The organism is Bernardetia sp. ABR2-2B, assembly GCF_037126435.1.
In the GTDB taxonomy this organism is placed as follows: Bacteria; Bacteroidota; Bacteroidia; order Cytophagales; family Bernardetiaceae; genus Bernardetia.
The window spans coordinates 2,759,906-2,778,106 of the sequence record NZ_CP147020.1 but is presented as its reverse complement, the minus strand read 5'-3'; the positions used below and the strand labels follow the sequence as shown (position 1 = coordinate 2,778,106).

15 protein-coding genes are annotated in these 18,201 nt (G+C 32.1%); 9 read left to right on the top strand and 6 right to left on the bottom strand.

All coding sequences use genetic code 11. The features are described from left to right. Positions 1 to 41: 41 nt before the first annotated feature. From WAF17_RS11870 to WAF17_RS11860, 3 genes are all read right to left on the bottom strand, one after another. A complete protein-coding gene (locus WAF17_RS11870; protein ID WP_338759533.1) occupies positions 42 to 878 on the bottom strand; it encodes a C4-type zinc ribbon domain-containing protein in 837 nt (278 codons plus the stop codon). Positions 879 to 1,207: 329 nt separating this feature from the next. Continuing rightward, positions 1,208 to 2,023 carry an SDR family oxidoreductase gene (locus WAF17_RS11865; RefSeq protein WP_338759530.1) on the bottom strand — a complete coding sequence of 272 codons (816 nt, stop codon included), beginning with the start codon at positions 2,021 to 2,023 and terminating at the stop codon, positions 1,208 to 1,210. A 45-nt stretch (positions 2,024 to 2,068) separates the two neighbouring features. Then, on the bottom strand, positions 2,069 to 2,548 hold the full coding sequence (locus tag WAF17_RS11860) for a MarR family transcriptional regulator (RefSeq protein ID WP_338759527.1): 480 nt from the start codon (positions 2,546 to 2,548) through the stop codon (positions 2,069 to 2,071). A gap of 472 nt (positions 2,549 to 3,020) precedes the next feature. On the opposite strand from WAF17_RS11860, the gene WAF17_RS11855 reads away from it, so the two are divergent. After that, positions 3,021 to 6,056 carry a bifunctional acetate--CoA ligase family protein/GNAT family N-acetyltransferase gene (locus WAF17_RS11855; protein WP_338759524.1) on the top strand — a complete coding sequence of 1,012 codons (3,036 nt, stop codon included), beginning with the start codon at positions 3,021 to 3,023 and terminating at the stop codon, positions 6,054 to 6,056. A gap of 131 nt (positions 6,057 to 6,187) precedes the next feature. Here the strand turns inward: WAF17_RS11855 and WAF17_RS11850 are convergent, their stop codons facing one another. After that, on the bottom strand, positions 6,188 to 7,051 hold the full coding sequence (locus WAF17_RS11850) for a TauD/TfdA family dioxygenase (protein ID WP_338759521.1): 864 nt from the start codon (positions 7,049 to 7,051) through the stop codon (positions 6,188 to 6,190). A gap of 651 nt (positions 7,052 to 7,702) precedes the next feature. Here WAF17_RS11850 and WAF17_RS11845 point away from each other — a divergent pair. From WAF17_RS11845 to WAF17_RS11815, 7 genes are all read left to right on the top strand, one after another. Further along, entirely contained in the window at positions 7,703 to 10,003 is a 2,301-nt protein-coding gene (locus tag WAF17_RS11845; RefSeq protein WP_338759518.1) for a TonB-dependent receptor, read from the top strand. A 71-nt stretch (positions 10,004 to 10,074) separates the two neighbouring features. Beyond that, complete coding sequence (locus WAF17_RS11840) at positions 10,075 to 10,578, top strand: hypothetical protein (RefSeq protein ID WP_338759515.1); 504 nt, start codon at positions 10,075 to 10,077, stop codon at positions 10,576 to 10,578. Positions 10,579 to 10,626: 48 nt separating this feature from the next. Further along, positions 10,627 to 11,046 (top strand): hypothetical protein, encoded by a 420-nt coding sequence (locus WAF17_RS11835; RefSeq protein ID WP_338759512.1) that lies wholly within the window; start codon positions 10,627 to 10,629, stop codon positions 11,044 to 11,046. A gap of 120 nt (positions 11,047 to 11,166) precedes the next feature. After that, positions 11,167 to 12,054 carry a mechanosensitive ion channel family protein gene (locus tag WAF17_RS11830; protein WP_338759508.1) on the top strand — a complete coding sequence of 296 codons (888 nt, stop codon included), beginning with the start codon at positions 11,167 to 11,169 and terminating at the stop codon, positions 12,052 to 12,054. Positions 12,055 to 12,411: 357 nt separating this feature from the next. Next, positions 12,412 to 12,885, top strand: a complete 474-nt coding sequence (locus WAF17_RS11825; protein WP_338759505.1) for an Hsp20/alpha crystallin family protein — start codon at positions 12,412 to 12,414, stop codon at positions 12,883 to 12,885. Between the two features lie 207 nt (positions 12,886 to 13,092). Continuing rightward, positions 13,093 to 13,419, top strand: a complete 327-nt coding sequence (locus tag WAF17_RS11820; RefSeq protein ID WP_338759502.1) for a nucleotide pyrophosphohydrolase — start codon at positions 13,093 to 13,095, stop codon at positions 13,417 to 13,419. A gap of 66 nt (positions 13,420 to 13,485) precedes the next feature. Continuing rightward, complete coding sequence (locus WAF17_RS11815; RefSeq protein ID WP_338759499.1) at positions 13,486 to 14,310, top strand: hypothetical protein; 825 nt, start codon at positions 13,486 to 13,488, stop codon at positions 14,308 to 14,310. A 75-nt stretch (positions 14,311 to 14,385) separates the two neighbouring features. On the opposite strand, the gene purS is transcribed toward WAF17_RS11815, so the two are convergent. Beyond that, a complete protein-coding gene (purS, locus tag WAF17_RS11810; RefSeq protein ID WP_338759496.1) occupies positions 14,386 to 14,646 on the bottom strand; it encodes a phosphoribosylformylglycinamidine synthase subunit PurS in 261 nt (86 codons plus the stop codon). Positions 14,647 to 14,794: 148 nt separating this feature from the next. On the opposite strand from purS, the gene WAF17_RS11805 reads away from it, so the two are divergent. Next, positions 14,795 to 15,571 carry a hypothetical protein gene (locus tag WAF17_RS11805; protein WP_338759493.1) on the top strand — a complete coding sequence of 259 codons (777 nt, stop codon included), beginning with the start codon at positions 14,795 to 14,797 and terminating at the stop codon, positions 15,569 to 15,571. A 645-nt stretch (positions 15,572 to 16,216) separates the two neighbouring features. Here the strand turns inward: WAF17_RS11805 and WAF17_RS11800 are convergent. After that, positions 16,217 to 18,181, bottom strand: a complete 1,965-nt coding sequence (locus WAF17_RS11800; RefSeq protein WP_338759490.1) for an ABC-F family ATP-binding cassette domain-containing protein — start codon at positions 18,179 to 18,181, stop codon at positions 16,217 to 16,219. Positions 18,182 to 18,201: the final 20 nt, after the last annotated feature.

The following is an 18,201-nucleotide window of genomic DNA, read 5'->3' as shown; positions in this document are numbered from 1 at the left end:
TATAAACAAAATAAGGATTTTTAAAACAAAGGACATAAATATTATTTTGCTTTTTTTGCAGCTTTTTCAGCTTTTGCTTTTTCTGCTGCTTCTTTGTCTTTTTTAGTAACACGCTTACGACGAGTAGTACGTTTTTTCTCTACGACTTCAACAGCTTCCACATCAGCGAAAACACGTCCACAATGTTCACAGACTACTAGTTTTTTTCTTTCTTTAATATCAACTTGACGTTGTGGAGGAACAATATTAAAACAGCCACCACACGCATTACGTTTTACATTCACGACAGCAAGACCATTACGAGCATTTTCACGAATACGTTCGTAGGATAAGTATAAATTATCAGCAACATTCTTTTTACGTTTTTCACGCTCTTTCATTAATTTTGCTTCTTCTTCTTCACTTTCCTTAACGATACCTTCTAGCTCGTTCTTTTTATTTTCTAAATCTTTTTTACGCTCTTCTAAAGTAGCCCTTGTCTCTTCAATTTGCTTTTGTTTGCGCTCTACTTTATACTGTGTATCTCTAACAGCCTTTTCAGCAAGACGAATATCAAGTTGTTGATTTTCTATTTCACGAGCAATAGCTTGGAATTCACGGTCATTGCGAACGTCCATTTGCTGTTCTTCGTATTTTACGATTAATTTTTTGTGGTCTTTAATAGAGTTATCTTGTGTTGCTTCAAGGTCTGTAAGTGATTTCTTTTCAGCTTCAAACTTTGTAATTCGTGTTTGATATCCTTCTATTTCGTCCTCTAAATCTTGGACTTCTTCGGGCAAATCGCCTTTTATCTTACGTAATTCATCTAATTTAGAATCAACTTCTTGAAGTTTTACTAGGGCATCTATTCGTTTAGCTACTGGAGTAGGTTGTTCCATAAAATCGGTTTGGGACTCAGGTGATTGTAGAATGAGTTTTGGAATGTCTGTCTTAAATCAATTTCTTTATTTTACCATAATTCATAAAATAAGTCTAATTAATTTAAAAGCAAAGACAATGATTTGCAAAGGTACATTTTTTTGTTTAATAAATGAAATGCAAGATATACTTTAAATGCTGAATTCATTAAAGAACACAGGGAAACACAAATATATTTTGACCATAAAGAGTAATAAATTTAGAAGTCAGATTTCTGAAGTTAGAATCAAAAGTCAAAAAAGCTAATTCAATTATATTTTTCATTGGAGTTTACTTCTAAAATCTTACTTTATTTAGGAATTTCCCCTTCTTTTGCAATCGCATTTAAGACCAACTTATCCATAAAAGAAGGAAATAGTTTATTCAAAAATACCGTTATTTTCCCTTGTAAGGTCAATATTAAAATATTTTTTCGTTTTTTTGTAGCTTTCAAAATATGATTGGCGCACTCTTCCGAACTCATCATTTTTCCTTCATCTTTAGGAGAGCTTCCTTGTTTGCTACCGTCTTGCAAAAGTGCTGTGTTTCTGATATTAGAAGAAGTATATCCTGGACAAGCAATCAAAACGTGTACATTTTCAGCTTTCATCTCTGTTCGAAGAGCTTCCAAAAAACCTTGCATCGCAAACTTAGAAGCCGAATACCCAGTACGAGCTGGTAGTCCCCTAAAACCTGCAATAGATGAAACTCCCACTATCGAACCTTGTGTTTTTATGATATGAGGAATACAGTATTTGGTTGCATACACAGTTCCCCAAAAATTAATATCCATCAATCTTTTCAAGACATCTACATCTAAATCTTTGAATAAAGCACGCATCGAAATACCAGCATTATTTATCAAAATATCTAGTTTTCCAAACTTTTCAATTGTTTTTTCTGCTAATTTTTTATTGTCTTCTTCTTTGCTGACATCTAATTGAAGGGGCAAAACTTCTATATTTTGATTTTCTAAAAAAATCTGTGCTTCTTTTAGTTTTTCTATATTTCTGCCTGTAATAACTACTTTTGCGCCTTGATTTCCAAAGGCTTCTGCACAGGCTCTACCAATTCCAGAAGTGCCTCCCGTAATTATAACAACTTTATTATTAAATGATTTACTCATAAACAGTTAAAATTTTGTTTTCAAAGATTTAGAATGTCAATAGATTTATATTCTTCCATGCAAACGGTCAAGACAGTGCATTAGCTTTGCAAGGAAATCTTCTTTTTCGTCTTCACTAAAGTCATACAGTAATCTCATATTTGCATTTTCTCTCAAAGGAGCTACTTTTCCGATAGCATCTCTGCCTTTTCTTGTCAATACTAATACTTTTCTGCGTTTATCTCTTGGGTCTTTATCTTGCTTTATTAATCCTTTGTCAGCCAATACTTGTATTAAATTTGTAATATTAGGACGAGAAACGTTTAATGCTTCTGCAATATCTGAAGCCAAAATACCCCCTTGTTGAAGTCGCTCTTCTGCATAAGGAATGTTTGTATCTCCTTGTATATATAAAAGAACCATCCATTGTTGGGTTGTCAAGCCAACGATGTTAGTAAGATTTGAACCTTTTTTAAGCATTTGTGCAGCTATTTCGATGATAGCCAATACAATGGACTCGTTATTTGTTTTCTGAATTGTAGTCATTTTTTTTGGTAGTAATTTGTTAATAATTAATTTACACGTTTTTTATACGGTAAAAAAACTTATTTGCAAAAATAACGTTTCTAATTCTATAAGTAGCAAAAACAGCCAAAAAATTCAATAAAAATATACTTTTAATTGAATTAAAGCAAAAAACTAACGTTCCAATAATCAAGAAAGTTGTTTTTGAGTTTTTATGGCTTATTTTTTAAAAACGGTTAATATGACTATTGGTCATTTTTTAACATAATTTTAATAGTAAGAGGTGTTATTTTGTAAAATATTTATTTAGCTTTGTTTAAACCCTATACTAGATACAAGCTTGATTTTTATATTTTTCTTACAAAATAATAGTTTTATTTCATCTACTTTCAAAGCAAGATTTTGATTCGAACCAATTGGAACAAGATTTTGCGCTAACAAAAACACACAACAATTTTTTTAATTTTATCTGTTTACATTACATTTTTTACAGATGCCTGTTGTATATTTGAGTAATAAAGAATCAAAGAGAAGAGAATTCAAACCATCTAAATCATCACAAATAGCTCAAAATAAAATAAATAATTTTGAGACCTATAATCGTAAAAAAACAAATTCTTTTCTACCTTTAAAAAGAAACTATAATTACCTAGCCAATCAGTTGGCTATCGGAATCCAAACTGTTATGCAGCATTCTTTTCAACGTATTTTAGAACGAGTTTTAGAAGGTATTCGCTCTTGGGGCGAGGGCGTTTCGGCGCACCATTTTCATCCTTCTTACGATAAAAGTAAAATGGAAGCTCTTTTTCATCCCAAAACGATTGCTGTTGTTGGAGCAAGTAAAAGGGAGGGAGCTTTAGGAAAACGATTATTCGAAAACCTAACTTTATTAGATTATAAAGGAGAAGTATTTCCTGTTAATCCAAAATATGAAGAGATTAATGGTTCTGTCTGTTATAAAAAAATTGAAGATATAGATGAGTTTATAGATTTAGCAATTATTATCACACCTGCCAAAACTGTTGCCGAAATCATAAAGGAATGTGGAGAAGCAAACGTAAAAAATGCACTTATTTTATCCACAGGTTTTAGAGAAGCAGGTGAAAAAGGAGAAGAATTCGAAGCAGAAGTATTATTAGAAGCAAGAAAAGCTGATGTCCGTATTATCGGAACAAACTCTATTGGTTTCATACGTCCTCATCTAAATCTTTTTGCTACTTTTTCAGACCAACGCCCAAAAGAAGGAAGTATTGGGTTTGTTTCTCAAAGTGGGGCTATGGGAGAAGGTGTTTTAGATTGGGGAAATAGCCAAAACGTAGGTTTTAGTGCTTTTGTTTCGATTGGTGGAATGATTGATATAAGTTGGGGAGATGTAATACATTATTTAGGAGACGACCAGCGAACAAAAGCTATTGTCTTGTATATGGAAACAATTAATTATGCTCGTTCTTTTCTCTCTGCTGCAAAAGAAGTTTCTTATTCAAAGCCTATTATTGTTCTCAAAACAGGTAAAAGACAACAGATAGAAAATGATACTTCTAGTCAGGCTGTCTCTCCTATTCGTTTTGAAGTAGATGAGGATTTGATTTTCAATGCTGCTTTTCGTCGTTCGGGAATGCTTCGTGTCGATACGATGGCAGAAGTATTTTTTATGGTAGAAGTAATTTCTAAGCAACCACGTCCGAAAGGAAAAAATTTAGCTATTCTAACAAATGCAAATGCACCTGCTCAACTCGCAACGACAATGCTGATGAAAGGTGGAGGGCAGTTAGCTACGCTTTCAGAAAAGACTATTGAATCTTTATCAGAATTTTTACCAAAAGGTTGGGAGTATGAAAACCCATTAGATTTACATCAGTTTGCAACACCTAAACTCTATGAAAAGGCAACCGAAATTTTATTAGAAGACAAAAACGTAGATGGACTTTTAGTGATTCTTGCACCTCAAGCTGTCAGTAAACCTACCGAAACAGCCAAAAATTTATTGCGTTTTGCTTCTCTTAAAAAGAAACCACTATTAGTTAGTTGGATGGGAGGAGACACCACAAAAGAAGGGCGAAAGTTGCTCTCAAAAGCAGGTGTTCCAAACTTTCAATACCCAGATGCAGCAGCTCATATTTTTAATTATTTATGGAAATATGCCTACAACTTGAAAGGCATTTATCAAACGCCTCGTATTTCGGATTCAATGAAAAAAAATCCACCTAATAGAGCCGTAGTAACTCAAATTATAGCTAATGCAAGAGTAGAAGGACGTACAATCCTTACAGAGTGGGAAGCAAAACTAATTTTGTCAGCTTATAATCTGCCTGTTATTGATACTCGTTTAGCTCTTTCAGAAGATGAAGCTTGGCAACAAGCTAAAGCGATAGGAAAACCTGTTGTTTTGAAGGTTCATTCAAGTACGATTATTAATAAAAGCGAAGTAGGTGGAGTTCGTTTGTATTTGAAAGATGAAACTGCAGTCAGAAAAGCGTATCAAGAAATCAAAAAGAATATCGAAGAGCGTGTAAATCCTGCTGAATTTTTGGGAGTTACGGTGCAAGAAATGAATACACACGATTCTATTGAAATGTTAATGGGAAGTAGAGTTGATGTACAATTTGGTTCAATTATTTTCTTTGGCAATGGTGGAAAGTCATTACAATATTATCAAGATAGAGCCGTTGCTTTACCTCCTTTAAATGCAACTTTAGCACGAAGAGCAATAGAACAAACAACCATTTTTAAAAACCTTGTCAGAACAGATGATTTGCATGAGCCTACTTTAATGCTTTTGGAACAGTCTATGGTTCGTTTTAGTCAGCTTATCATTGAGCAGCCTTTTATCAAAGAAATTTACCTCAATCCGATTTCAGTTTCTCGTACAGAGGGTGTTTCGATTCTTGATGCTGTTATGATTTTGCAGCCCAATGATGTAAAAGGAGAAGAACTTATTCGTTTGGCAATTCGTCCATATCCTTCTGAATATGAAGAAAAATGGGTTTTACCAAAAAGCAATCAAGAGGTTTTGATTCGTCCTATTCGTCCAGAAGATGAGCCTTCAATGGCAGAATTTCACAAAAAACTTTCTCCTCAAAGTGTTTATTTTAGATTTTTTCATGCGGTTAGTCTTGACCAAAGAACATCCCATGAGCGTCTTTCACGAATTTGTTTTGCTGATTATGACAGACAAATTACACTTATTATAGAAAAAGGAAAAGATACAAAAAATGAAATCATTGGAGCAATCCGAATAATAAAAGTTCACGGAACAAAACAAGCCGAATTTGGAATGACAATCGTCGATGGTTATCAAGGCGAAGGGTTAGGCTTTGAGCTTTTGAGTAGAGCCGTTGAGGTTTGTCGTAGTGAAGGCATAGAACTTCTGACAGCCGATATTTTGTCAGAAAATAAAGCAATGAAAAGAATCTGTGAAAAATTAGGTTTTATAATAGAATATAATTCTGACGAAGGAACATTAAAGGCTTCTCTTTACATTCAAAACATATTTGATAGTGAAGAGGATAAGTTTGAGGAAGAAGAGTAAAAACGAAAATTATGGGCTGTAAGTAATTGAGCAAAATTAATATATAACGAAATCCACGATTTTAATTGTGGAAAAGCATTTCTACTATCCCATAACTAAAGTTATGGATTTCGTTTTAAAACCAAACTTCACTATTTAGCATAAGCCTGTGTACGATACATTAACCTAGGGTAGTTTCCATACCCACCCAAACTACGGTGCATAGTCGAAGTATTATCCCACATCAAAAGGTCATTCGGACTCCATTTATGAGCATAAACATATTCATTTTTTTCTACTTCTGCCATCAATTCTTTCAAAAGAGCTTGTCCTTCCTCTCTACTCAAACCTTCAATATCAGAAGCAGTACAACCAAAATACAAACATAATAGCTGCGTTTCTGGGTGTACATAAGCAATATTGTGATAGGCATCAGGTGGAAGCTCTGATTCTTCTGCTCCTTCAAAATCAGGAATGTTTTTAGGCGAAACCCAAACACGAAGATTCTTAATTTTGTCTTTTAATTCTTGACTAAGTCCATTATATGCTAATCTTAAATCAGCAAAACCTGTTTCTCCTCCTGTTGGTGGTACTTTTTCAGCATACAGACAACTGAAAACATAATTTTTAGGAGCTTGCCAAAAATCTCCATCACTATGCCAATACTCTGCACCCGAATAATTTTGTAATAAATCTCCATTTGGTAAAATATTCGAAATACGTGTAACTTCTGGATATTCTTTATGAAAGTTATTAAAGCGAAGTCCGTCTGGAAGTTCGACAGGCTCTCCAAAACGTTTTGTCCAAGCTACCAACTCATCTAACGAAAGGTGTTGATTTTTGATAAGAATAACACCATTTTGAGGAATTGCTTTGCGTATTTCTTCAAACTCTTCTTGACTAAGATTCTTGACATTTATATTTTCAAAAACTCTACAAGGAAGGGTGTAGTGAGGGAATGCCTCTGAGCTTTTTATAGTAGCTACTTTCTTTTTTGTTTCTGGATTTGTATTCATTATTAAATAATTTGACTGTAAATAAAATAGATAAAAGTCGTATTTATAGAATATATCTATATTTTTATTTGTGAGCAAATGAGCTTTTATGTTTTCTTAGAGGTATATTTTAATGCAAATATCATACTTCTGAGAAAGCACTTTACTCATTACCAAGTGCTAGGATAAAATAAATTATATTTAATTTTAAACACAGCATTCACAGAAAGCTTAGAATCCTTTGTAGCCAATATACTCTTGAAATACACTTTTCTATAAGATATGATTAACTCTGTTTACTTGCTTTAAAAATTAAAGATACATTTTATTTCTATGGATACTCATAATAGCATGAAGCAAAATACAAGTTTTTACTCTAAAAACAGCAATTTGTTTAGCTTAGCAGCACTATTAAGGTATATGATAAAAATACAAATTGATGAATAGAGGCAAAGAAAAATATAGAACAAGTTTTAGAGTTACCTTAAAAAACTCTTACACAATGGTTTGATAGCATGTTGATAATCGCACAAGAAATAGAAAATATAAACATCTTTAATTTAATAGATTTTGAAAAAAGGTTAGTTATGAGTAATTTGATACACTAAAAATTCCCTTCTAAGTTTTCATTTTGTTTTCTTGTTACTCATTTTCCTAAATTCTTCATTGATTATGAATAAAAATTTCTATATTCCTATTGTCTTTCTATTAGTTTTTTTTATAAAAATCAATATTGTTCATGCCCAAGAAACAGCTCAAGACAATACTACAAAAGTAGCCCCAGATTCTGCCATGAGACATTCTTTTGAAGCCAGTTTGCAAGAACTTTTGGAGGAAGAAGTTGATTATGAAAATCTTTGGTCAAATGCACGAGTAATGACTGCCAGTAGAAGTGTAGAGCGTATCGGAACTGCCCCAGCGACAATTTATGTCATTACAGATGAGCAAATTAGACAGCGAGGCTATACTTCTTTGGAGGACGTTTTGGGAGATATTCCAGAAATAGAAATTCAACAAAAAGCAAACACCTATACGAATAGTTATTATTCTATTCGTGGAATTGGTGGAAATGAGCGTTTTGTTATTTTGCAAGATGGAATCAGAATTAGCTCAATTACAGGAGTTTTGATGCCTATTCAACATAATTTTGCTATTTATCATGCCAAACAAATTGAGGTAATCTTAGGACCTGCTTCGGCTCTCTATGGTGCAGATGCATTTTCAGGGATTATAAATATTATTACCAAAAATGGAGCAGAGATAAAAGGGGCAGAAATAAATTCTTCTTACGGTAGATTTAATACAGCCGATAATTCTTTTGTTGCAGGTGCAGCCATAAAAGATATTTCAGTTATGATTTATGGAAAACAGTATTATTCTGCAGAGCCAAATTTTCCAGAGTTTTATCAAGAAGATTTTGACTGGTACATCAATCGTTATCAAACCAATGGAGAAGTTTTGGCAAGTCAGTTTGTGCCTGATGTAACACGAACCGTCGAAATTGAGCCTTTTGCAATGCCCACACAAGCCTATAATGTAGGTACAAAAATAAGTGTAGGAGAAAATTTCACAGTAGGCTTTACGCATCACAAACAAATTCATTCTACTTCTGTCGCAAACCGTCCTGAATACACATTATTCAAAAAAAATATTAGGTATGGTACAAATCTGACAAATATTTATACTTCCTTTCAAAGAACGATAGATAAGTTTTATTTCAGAACGATTGCTTCTTTCAATCATTTCACAGTAGATAAAGACTCTAACTTTGAAAATGTGTATTCTGGCTACCAAAAGGGTTATAAATATGCTTCTGAATCTGCTTTTCAGTTTGACCAACAATTTCAATATTATTTTACCGAAAAGACAAACCTTACTTTTGGAGTTCTTTTTCAGAATTCGAAAGCACTTCCACAAACAGGAGACTTGCCTTTTCCTTATGATATAAATGTACCTGAGTTTTCGACGGAGCAATATTATATCGGAACAAATATAACTGACTCTTTAGGAAATGACTTGAGTATTTTTCAGAATTTTTATTGGACACAATATCAAAATTATGGTGTTTATGCACAATTTAAAACCAATTTTTCTGACCGTTTGTATATGACTTTGGGAACTCGTTATGATTATAATACTCGTTATGAAGGGGCTTTTAATCCTCGTGTGGGACTTGTTTTTTCACCTGATACAAAGTTTAATATCAAACTTTTGTATGGAGAGGCTTTTTTAGCTCCTTCTAATCAAAAGACATTTCAACAGTTTGGAGATTTTGTTCCTATTACAAATGATAATAACCAAGTTACTAATTTTATTTTGCCTTTTTATCATCTTCCTAACCCACAATTACGTCCAGAGCGTAACAGAACATTCGAAATCAACACTTCTTATGCTCCTATTAACGATCTTCGTTTTAGTGCTGATGTGTATCATAATACACTCACAGATTTGATTACAGATGTTATTCAGTCAGGACAAATGTTTAAAGGAATTGAGGTAACTGCTGCTGAAGTGCCTCTAAATCAAGGAAACGCAACTACGTATGGAGGGACTTTTCAAGCTATTTATCATAAAAAATTTGGAGTTACCGAAGTGCATACTACTTTAGCTTATTCATATTCAGACGGAACACTCAATGGGGAACAGCTTCCTCTTAGTGCCATGCATACGTTACGATTGATAGGGGATTTTTCTTATAAAAACTTTGATTTTACACCGTCCATTTTGTATAGAAGCACATCATATCATACTACTTTTAAAGATGATGCAGGAAATGCACTTGGGAATGACCCTTTTTGGATAGCTTCTTTGTATGCAGGTTATACTATAAAAGAAAAATTTACTCTCTTTACTCGCTTTAGAAACTTATTGGATACTCGTTATTACAATACTTCTGTTCCGAACGTAACTACTTTTGTAGGTGTACCTCAAGACCCTTTGAGATGGAATTTGGGATTTAATTGGAAATTTTAATTCATAAAACAATGAAGCTCAAATCAAATTTTAACCAATAACCTTGTGAAACTTGATAGTAAAGAGAAAAAATGAGAACACAAATTAACTCCAAACGACAAATACTGAAACTCTCTTTTTATAGTGGGCTATTTTTACTTGTACTACTACTTGTGATTAGTTTTTCTCCTTTAGAATTAGTTTTTTTTGAGCATCAACTCATTTATTGGCAAATATTTTTTTATGGCTTTATTAGCATTGCTTTAATGAATATTTATTTAATGATTAGTTCGAATAATATAAACTCTAAAATTATAAGTATTTCGATGCTACTACTTATCTACTTTATTTTAGGAGCAGTAATTTATTCTGAAAAACCACTTAATCAATGGAAAGATGTAAAGGTTTTAGCTGTAAATAGACAAGAGCTGTCTCAGAAAGTTTTTATGCAATATAAAAAGACTGGGATATTTGGTAATAGTCATCGTATAATAAAGAAAAAATACTTCAATAAGTATTTAAACTGGTGCGAAGAAATTTATGATGAGAATAGATTAGATGGAAATTGGGAGGTTTATGAGGATTTTTCTTTCTAATAATTGTAATTCAAAAAAAATAGTTTATCCTTAAAATTCTAAAAAACTATGAAAGCTAAGTCAATATTTATACCCTTACTTTTTTTGATGTTTGGCTGTACAAGTATCAAAACTAGCACAACAGAAAATACTGAAAAATTATCTACAATTGACTTTGTACAAATTCTGAATAATAACAAAGAAGAAGCAATTTTTTATTATCAAAAAAACTGGAAAGTATTGAGAGAAATGGCTTTAGAAAAAGGATATATTGATTCTTTTGAGCTTTTTGAAATGGATGCTGATAAAGATTCGTCTTTCGAAATTATGCTTATTACTACTTACTCTAGCAAACAACAGTATGAAAAACGAGAAGAACACTTTGCAGAAATAATGAAATTAAAAGGAGGGTTGGAGCTTCTCAATGATAAAAAGCCAAATGAATTTAGAAAAACTTTATTTAGTAAAAATTCTGTAACTCATTTTTGACAGAAGAAATAATACTTAAATCAACCTTAGAAGTAATCAAAATTATATTTAATTTTCAACTCTAAACTTTACCTTTGTATTTACTTCTATGTTCTGACTTCTAAATTCTAAATTTGTTTTATGATAGACAAAATAATTCCCTTTGATACTGGATTATTATTAACAATTATATTAATCCTCATCGTTGCAGGAGTAGCTTCTCGTTTGGCAAAATCAGCTATCAATAAACATTTGAGAAATATTGCTGACTCTCAAGAATCAAAAGATTATGATAATGCTACTCGTCTTCGTTTCCTCAAAAATGGTGTGAATTTTATTATTGTTATTCTTACCGTTTTACTCATTACTTATACCATTCCTTCGCTACGTGCATTGGCTGTTACACTTTTTGCTGGTGCTAGTATTTTTGCTGCCTTTATTGCTTTTGCTTCTCAACAAGCCTTTAGTAATATTGTGAGTGGGATTTTTATTGTTTGGTTCAAGCCATTTAGAGTGGGAGATATAGTTGTGGTAGGTACTCATTTTGGTTCGGTAGAAGACATCACACTACGCCATACAGTTATTAAAGGCTTAGAAAATAGGCGAATTATTATTCCTAATTCTAACATTAGTAGTGATGTAATTGTCAATTCGACGATAGAAGACCCAACCATACAACGTTTCGTAGAAATTTGGATTACCTATGATACTGATTTGAAAAAAGCAATGTCTATTATGGAAGAAGAATCTATGAAACATCCTGATATGATAGATGGAAGAACACTAGAAGAAAAAATAAATGGAGAGCCAATTGTACTTGTCAGACCTACTGGAATGGATGAGCGAGGAATAAAAATAAGGGCAAGTGTTTGGGCAAAAGACCTTGCCACTTCTTTTGATATGTATTGTGATTTGATTAGAGAAATAAAATACCGTTTTGATGAAGAAGGAATACAAATAGGCGTACCCCATCGTCATATAAGTCAAGGCAGTAACAAAGGCAGCCAACTTGTTTCAAAAGGAATTTGAAGAAAACAGAATAAGCTTTAATAAAAGACCAATCCAAACAATTTTCACTTTAAACTGTTAGTAATATAAGAAAATACTTGAAATAGAAGTTAAATAAGCCAATCATTATTTTTTGGCATCAAATTTTCATATGCAAAGTTGATTAGATAATAGGTTTAGTCATTTTGTCATACTTAAAAGTGCTTCAAAATTCTAAAAAAACTTTGATAACGTCATTTTGTCATATTTATACGTAAGAATGCTTTAAAATCGTTTTGGTTCATTATTTGAACTATATAAGTCAAATATAACATAGAATAGTTATATTAAATAATTTTATTTTTAATCTATTTATTAATATTTTAAATCTTATTAGTTATGACACTTATTAAATATAGACCTAGTAATTCATTTTTGCCATCTTCTTTTTCAGAATTTTTTGAGCAAGACTTTTTACCAAGTAATAGAAGTTTGTTTGGTTCAGAAATTTCAATGCCAGCCGTAAATATTAGTGAAAATGAAAATGAACACTTGATTGAGGTTTCGGCAGCAGGTTTTGAAAAAGACCAGTTCAATATTGAAGTAGAAGATAATAAACTTACTATTTCGGCAGAAACGAAAGAGGAGAGAGAAGAAAGTTCGGGTAGCGATGAAGAGATAGCACAGGAAAACAAAAAACAAAATTACTATACTCGTCGTGAGTTTCGTTCTTCTTCATTCAAACGTTCATTTACATTACCTAAGAATGTAGATGGCGAAAATATAGCAGCTTCTTACGAAAACGGAGTTTTGAAACTTACTTTACCTAAGAAGACTGAAGTTATTAACAAGAAAAAAGTAGCTATTTCGTAAATCTATTGTGCAAACTACCAATAGATAGAAATACTAGAAAAAATATAATAAAATATTTAAGATCAACAGTAGTTAAGTTGTGAAATCCAAAAGAACCATCTCCTTGAGATGGTTTTTTTGTTCGATTTTTGTGTAACAATCAGTTGGTAAATAACTTATATCTTTGTGTGTATTTATGCTTTCCCATTCCAAAAAAATAATTTTCAAATGACTTTAGAAGAAGCTCAAAAAACAGTTGATGACTGGATAAACCAATTCGGAATCCGATACTTTAATGAACTTACCAATATGGCAATGCTGACCGAAGAAGTTGGTGAGGTTGCTAGAATAATTGCACGAAAATATGGCGAACAATCTTTCAAAGAGTCAGACAAAGACAAAGAACTTTCTGATGAACTAGCTGATGTTCTTTTTGTGGTCATTTGTTTGGCAAATCAAACAGGTGTAAATTTGACAGAAGCATTACAGAAAAACTTGGACAAAAAAACAAAACGAGATAGCACAAGGCACAAAGAAAACAAAAAGCTAAACTAGCTTAACAAAATGATATTTTAATCTGCTCAACTAATTATCCTAACTTATTATCAATAAATTACTTTTATGAATCGCTTTGTAGCGAATTTTTCACTCTTTTTTTTACCAAGAAATCATTATAAATCTAAAATTAATTACTCTATTGTATTTTGGCTTATAAATCTTTGTTTTTTGAGCTTTTCTGTGTCTGCACAAGAATTATTTTTGACAGCTAAATATGATAACAATGGAGTTGCAGATGAGCTTTTCACGAGTAGTCAATGGAAAATAGATGCGATTGAAGGCAGTTTTTTGTATGTTTTGTTCAGACAAGAAACAGAAATTAAAGACCCCAAGTTATATCTTTTTATAGATAAAAAAGTAACCTCTCAAAAAGAAGACAAAGAAGAATTTAGCTTCGAAGAGTACGACAACAAGAAGATTTACATTAATAAAAAACGTAACTGGGCAGCCATCCAATATACATTTCTACAAGCTGGGGTATATAAAATTTCGATTGCAAATGCTGATAAAAAGACACTGATTTCTAAAGAAATTACGATTAGTTATAAATCAAAAATTTTGTTTAGTAATGATTTAGACAAACGAAAATATCCTATTTCTCATCAGAAAACATTCAAATTAGAAGAGTCAAAAAAAGGAGTTTATATTTTCATAAAAGATGAAGTTCCATTTGGTTCAGAATCTTTGAAAATAACGATTGAAAAACAAAATAAAGAAGGAGTCTATCAAAAATATACAGAAGAGACTTTTTTTATAGACAAACAACTTCGCTTTTCATTTTTTGAGCAAACCTTTGAGCTAAAGGGAACATATCGCATTTCTGTTTTTAAAGAAGGAAAGAATAGCGAAGAAGAGCTTTTAGCTGTTGGTTTTTTGAAAGTAATCTAAATTCTTAGCCATTAAAAAAACCGTTGATAATACAAAATTATTATCAACGGTTTGTAAGTGTTTTTTCTCAAAAAATTAAGCTACTTCTGCTTCAAATATTTTGTACTCATAGAATTCCATAATCAAATTAGCTAATAATTTTTTACAAGCTAATTCAACTTTTTCTTCTGCTTGTGCTTTATCAGTGGCTTCAATTTCCAACTGAATATGTTTTCCGATACGTACATCATGTACTTCTTTTACTCCCAAATTATCCAAGCCTAATTTTACAGCTTTTCCTTGTGGGTCTAAGATTTCTTTGAGTGGCATTACGTCAATTTCTGCTCTGAACTTCATAGTTTTGTGTAATTTTGAATGATGTATTTATTGAAATAAGTTTGAATAAGGAGTTTTTGTGCCTTTTGGAAAACCATTTATAAGAACAAATATACGCACTAAGTTATGAGATTAAAATAAGTCTAGTCATTTTACATAAAATTCTTCTATGATCTATACACATACTATTCGTTCAGAAACTTATCAAGATTTTTTGAAGCAAGATAGAACTGACCCAATCACAGGCGAAAAAATAGAAGAAGGACATACAGTTGTTATTTGTGCTGCCTGTAAATCTGCCTTTTTTATAGAAAGCTGGGAGTATCTCAATGAGTCGCATTGTGAGCAATTTGAAACGCTTGAAGAAATTCCTATTTCAAAAAACTTAGTTTTAGAAGCCAAACCAATGGAGTTTTTGAATTTTGGTTTTGCTTACCAACCCATGTATGTTCCTAGCAGTGGGCTAAAAGTTATAGGAGTTTTGATGATGATAGCTGCCCCTATTTTATTTCCAATTATTGGAGTTTCATTTGGTTGGGCAATAGCCATCATGTTTTTCTTATCTATTATAGGTTTTATTGGCTGGGTAGAGTGGCATAACAGTAAGCCTCTAAAACTTAAAAATCCAACCATAAAGCAAATAGAAAATACAAAATCCTATCTGAATATTGGCATAAATCTTAAAAAAGGAGGAATAGTCATAAAGGAGAAAAACAATGTAGAACGACTAATTTTGTTTGAAAACATACACGAATTGAAATATTTTATCAACTATCACCCTACTCAAGACCTAAGTTCAAGATTATTTTGTCAATTAAAACTAAGAATAGATGGATATGAAGCTGTAAGTTATTATGCTACCATTCATAGAGAAACCATTCTAGAATGGAGTAATTTTATTTCTCAACTTCCTTATAATCTAAGAATAATTAATAAAGATTTTTGAATTATAGAGTAAAAAAAAAATTAAAACGCTATAAATATTAACATTTGTTAAGTTTATTAAGGTGTTTTTTTGTTCTCAAATAAAAAATATTTTTACGTATAATTAGTTGATAATCAAGTGTTTGTGAGTTTTTTTAGATTTTTGTTAATTTTTTTTCAAAATATTCTGTAATGATTACCTACTTTTTGTCATTAAGTAGTAACAAGGGGATATATAAGTCCTTTATTTGGAGATATTGTTCCAAATAGGCAGTAGGTCAGAGAATGTTTCTTTTTTTGCTTGAGGAAAATTTTAAGGGGACGAGTACTCAAAAATTGAATGAATAATTTAATAGTCTAAAAAAGAAACGTATACAAAAGTAAGGGGAATACTGCTGTGTACATTAAGTTCTCTGACCTTCTTAATTAAAAAAAATCAGAAAATCAATGATATATAAATCAACATTAAATACTTTTTGTTGATTGTATTAAAGTCTAATTGTGAAAATCATTATGGGGCAAACCTATCAAAAACACACTTTTCAGTTGAAGAGTGTGTTTTTTATTTTGCTATATAAACTGCAAAAAAATACTCATTCTATCATAAAGATAAAATGAGCATTAGGAGCTATACTTCTCAAATCAAATAGAAAAAATAGCAGTTATATTATTTCAACTCTTCTACTTCAAGCATTGCATTTTCCCACTCGGAAGTTCTCACTTCCAAACTTTTTTTGAGAGAAGCGTGTTTTTTAGAAAGTTTTTCAGCTTTTTCTGGGTTTTCGTAAGTGCTTGGCAGGGCAAGTTCTTTTTCTAGTTCTTTAATATCAGCTTCTAATTTATTGACTTCTTTCTCTACATTTTCAAGATTACGTTCAGCTTGACGAACTTTTCTTTGAAGTTCTTTTTGTTCTTCTTGCGAAAGATGTTGATTGTCTTGTTTGCTATTTTTGTATTCCTCTTGCTTTGCTTTTTTCTCTTCTTTAGCTTTCTTTGCTTCTAAACCATTTGATTTATTTTCTTTCTCTTCGGCATCTCTAAGTTGCTTCCAATATTTGAACTCATCATACGTCCCTGGATATTCTTTAATTTTACCTTCTTCAATCCACCAAATTTTATTGGCTATACTTTGGATAAAATGACGATTGTGAGAAACGACAATACACGAACCTTCATAATTATTGACAGCTTCTATCAAAATATCGACAGACTTCATATCCAAGTGGTTGGTAGGCTCATCTAGTAATAGAAAATTTGCTTCTGAAAGCAACATCTTCGCTAGTGCAACTCTTGATTTTTCTCCTCCTGAAAGAACACGTATTTTCTTAAAAATATCATCTCCAGCAAACAAAAAACAGCCCAAAACAGCTCTCAGTTCTGCTTCTGTTCGGTCTGCTCCTGCGCTGCGAAGTTCTTCTAAAAGGTCATTCTCTAAATGCAAGGCTTCTAATTGATGCTGTGCATAAAACGACTGTCTTACGTGGTGTCCTTCTTTTAGCTCTCCAGAGTTATAGCTTTCTGCATCTGCGAGCATTCTCAAAACGGTAGATTTTCCTTTTCCATTTGCACCAATTAAAGCAATTTTGTCGCCTCTTTCTATCATGGCTTCGGCTTCATCCAAAATTTGAAGTTGTCCATAACTTTTTGATACATGGTCTAGTTCAGCTACTATTTTTCCAGATGGTTTTTGGAAGGTAAAACGCATTCTCATTGTCGGAGCATCCGATTCTACCGCCTCAATTCTTTCTACTTTGTCTAGTTGTTTTACTCTTGATTGTGCTTGTTTTGCCTTTGATGCTTTTGCTTTAAAACGCTCAATAAAACGCTCTGCTTCTTTAATTTTTTGTTGTTGATTTTCGTAGGCTTTTTGTTGCAAATCGGCTCTCAAAGCCTTTTCTTCTCTATAAAAGTCATAATTTCCAGAATAACGAATCAAATCTTGTCCCCAAACCTCAACAATTACATTACAGCAATTATTCAAAAAGTCTTGGTCGTGAGAAACAATCATTATCGAACCTTCATAGTTAGTCAAATAATTTTCTAACCATTCAATCGAAGGTAAATCTAAGTGGTTGGTAGGCTCATCTAGCATCAAAAGCGCAGGTTTTTGCAATAATAATTTTGCAAGCATTACACGCATACGCCAACCTCCTGAAAACTGTGCAAGTGGTTTGGTAAGTTCAGCCGTTTTGAAGCCCAAACCCTCCAAAATTTCTTCTGCTCTAGCTTGAATAGAATATCCTCCTAGTGTTTCAAACTCTGTTTGAAGGGTTGCAAGTTCATCTAAAAGCTTGTCGTTATATTCTGTTTCTATTTTGGATAGAATTTTATTGATACGTGCAGAAAGTTCATTTTCACGAGTAAAAGCCTGCATTGCCACATTGATAATTGGCTCATGACTTTCATAAGAGAGCAAATCTTGATTTAAAAAACCAAGTGTACAGTCTTTAGACTTGCTAATATCGCCTTCATCGGGAGTATATTCGCCATCGATAAGACGTAAAAGTGTAGATTTGCCAGTTCCATTGGCACCAATAAGACCGATACGTTCTTTAGGTTTAACGTGTAAAGAAGCCTCAAAATAAATAGGGCGATCGGCAAAATAAAACGAGAGATTGTTGATACTAAGCATAATGAGCAAAATTACGATAG

What these genes read in the sequence shown, in the direction of transcription:
- WAF17_RS11870 (WP_338759533.1), bottom strand. Translation starts at nt 878, where the DNA reads ATGGAACAACCTACTCCAGTAGCTAAACGAATAGATGCCCTAGTAAAA.
- WAF17_RS11865 (WP_338759530.1), bottom strand. Translation starts at nt 2,023, where the DNA reads ATGAGTAAATCATTTAATAATAAAGTTGTTATAATTACGGGAGGCACT.
- WAF17_RS11860 (WP_338759527.1), bottom strand. Translation starts at nt 2,548, where the DNA reads ATGACTACAATTCAGAAAACAAATAACGAGTCCATTGTATTGGCTATC.
- WAF17_RS11855 (WP_338759524.1), top strand. Translation starts at nt 3,021, where the DNA reads ATGCCTGTTGTATATTTGAGTAATAAAGAATCAAAGAGAAGAGAATTC.
- WAF17_RS11850 (WP_338759521.1), bottom strand. Translation starts at nt 7,051, where the DNA reads ATGAATACAAATCCAGAAACAAAAAAGAAAGTAGCTACTATAAAAAGC.
- WAF17_RS11845 (WP_338759518.1), top strand. Translation starts at nt 7,703, where the DNA reads ATGAATAAAAATTTCTATATTCCTATTGTCTTTCTATTAGTTTTTTTT.
- WAF17_RS11840 (WP_338759515.1), top strand. Translation starts at nt 10,075, where the DNA reads ATGAGAACACAAATTAACTCCAAACGACAAATACTGAAACTCTCTTTT.
- WAF17_RS11835 (WP_338759512.1), top strand. Translation starts at nt 10,627, where the DNA reads ATGAAAGCTAAGTCAATATTTATACCCTTACTTTTTTTGATGTTTGGC.
- WAF17_RS11830 (WP_338759508.1), top strand. Translation starts at nt 11,167, where the DNA reads ATGATAGACAAAATAATTCCCTTTGATACTGGATTATTATTAACAATT.
- WAF17_RS11825 (WP_338759505.1), top strand. Translation starts at nt 12,412, where the DNA reads ATGACACTTATTAAATATAGACCTAGTAATTCATTTTTGCCATCTTCT.
- WAF17_RS11820 (WP_338759502.1), top strand. Translation starts at nt 13,093, where the DNA reads ATGACTTTAGAAGAAGCTCAAAAAACAGTTGATGACTGGATAAACCAA.
- WAF17_RS11815 (WP_338759499.1), top strand. Translation starts at nt 13,486, where the DNA reads ATGAATCGCTTTGTAGCGAATTTTTCACTCTTTTTTTTACCAAGAAAT.
- purS (WP_338759496.1), bottom strand. Translation starts at nt 14,646, where the DNA reads ATGAAGTTCAGAGCAGAAATTGACGTAATGCCACTCAAAGAAATCTTA.
- WAF17_RS11805 (WP_338759493.1), top strand. Translation starts at nt 14,795, where the DNA reads ATGATCTATACACATACTATTCGTTCAGAAACTTATCAAGATTTTTTG.
- WAF17_RS11800 (WP_338759490.1), bottom strand. Translation starts at nt 18,181, where the DNA reads ATGCTTAGTATCAACAATCTCTCGTTTTATTTTGCCGATCGCCCTATT.